Origin of the sequence: Tepidibacter thalassicus DSM 15285, assembly GCF_900129915.1 — a bacterium.
Lineage (GTDB): Bacteria > Bacillota > Clostridia > Peptostreptococcales > Peptostreptococcaceae > Tepidibacter > Tepidibacter thalassicus.
Genome location: NZ_FQXH01000051.1, coordinates 1 through 1568, shown reverse-complemented (window position 1 = coordinate 1568; position 1568 = coordinate 1). Strand labels below are relative to the sequence as shown.

Genomic DNA, 1568 nt, shown 5'->3' with positions numbered 1-1568 from the left:
TATATTATATCATAAAAACAAAAGTCAATATAAATATCACGAATGATTAAGCCAATGTCATAAAATGTAATTTTTGCAATTCATGACGTTATATTAACAATTCATGACATATATGTTGATTTTATGAATTAAATTTGTTTTAATAATTTTATCAAAAAATTAATATTAATAATAACTAAATTGTTTAACTATTTTAACTCAACATACATTGATAATTCTTGCATTTATATACAATCAAACCCAAATATTACCACTTTATATCATTACCATACAAAGATTATGAAAAGTTAACAGGTATGATATGTTAACAGGTATGATATGCGGATATTATTGATGTATTTGATGAGGAGGCTTAAAATATTAATGAAAGATATAAAAAAATTTGTAACTAATTTAGAATTAAAGGAAAAAATTGCTTTATTATTATGGACAATATCACTTTTGTTCATAATAGTGTTTTCAATTATAGCTATAAAACATTCAGACTATAAACATTTTAAAAATATAATTGGTATAGTAATTATTGATTTAACATTGATTATCTACTTTGTTCTAAAAAAAACAAATAAAAATCATTAAACAAAAATTGTTAATCAACATAAAAATGTATATTGTTTTAATAATCTTATCGCAACGGTCACAGTATTAATCAAAATAACAAATATCATATGGAGGTACTTGAAATGAAAGAATTAAAATTAAATGAAATGATTTTTAGAAATAAAATATTAATATATTTATTTTTAGGTATATTACTTAACACAAAAGAACTTATTAATATTTTCAAAATAAATAATATATATATTTTTACCTTTGTATTTTTATATTTATTTTTTATTAGTTTATATACCTCAAAATATAATTTTTTATTCAACCTTAAAACAGATAAAAAAAATTTAAAATCTGATATAACAAAAAATAAATATTTTAAGAATTTCATTTTATGTTTATCTAATTAGTTTGCTCTAATTATATCATTGAATTGCTTAACTGATACTGACATTGTTATTTTATATAGAATATTATTTTTTATAGTATCTATCCTAATAACTACTTTAGTTGCTTATTTAATTATGTTAACAATATCTAAACATATTTATAAAAAATAATTTCAAATAAAATATCATACTGACGTTTAAAATTTTTATCATTTTAGGTTTACATTTTGGGAAATAAAATCGTCTTTATTAAAATAGTAAAAACTTTTACAGGAACTACTTTAACTGCTATATTAGCTCCTTTGACTTTAGGCGTAGAGACACTTACAGGTGCAATAACAAATACTCAATTTGTCGATTTTTATTATCAATAAAGATTGATGAAATGCTAGTTATTGTCGTAAAAATAGCCATGGCATATGCCATGGCTACTTTTATTCCCTCAATTTATTAACTTCCTCTACAGAAAGTCCTGTTTTTATTGCTATTGTTTCATTATCTAAAACATCCAATAAGTTTTTAGCTATCTCTATAGATTTTTTATATTCACCTTGTTTTATTCCTTGTTTTATTCCTTCCTTTCTTCCTTTAATTTCAGCAGTTTTCACTTCTGCTTTCCTTATCATCATA

2 protein-coding genes and 1 pseudogene are annotated in these 1568 nt (G+C 21.0%); 2 read left to right on the top strand and 1 reads right to left on the bottom strand.

Annotated features, from left to right (window positions below; all coding sequences use genetic code 11):
• Positions 1-363: 363 nt before the first annotated feature.
• Positions 364-579 (top strand): hypothetical protein, encoded by a 216-nt coding sequence (locus BUA19_RS11365; RefSeq protein WP_072726591.1) that lies wholly within the window; start codon positions 364-366, stop codon positions 577-579.
• 586 nt (positions 580-1165) lie between these two features.
• On the top strand, positions 1166-1312 hold the full coding sequence (locus BUA19_RS11840; RefSeq protein WP_178137508.1) for a hypothetical protein: 147 nt from the start codon (positions 1166-1168) through the stop codon (positions 1310-1312).
• A gap of 60 nt (positions 1313-1372) precedes the next feature.
• Here BUA19_RS11840 and BUA19_RS11355 read toward each other — a convergent pair.
• A pseudogene (locus BUA19_RS11355) lies at positions 1373-1568 on the bottom strand (hypothetical protein); the annotation flags it as partial.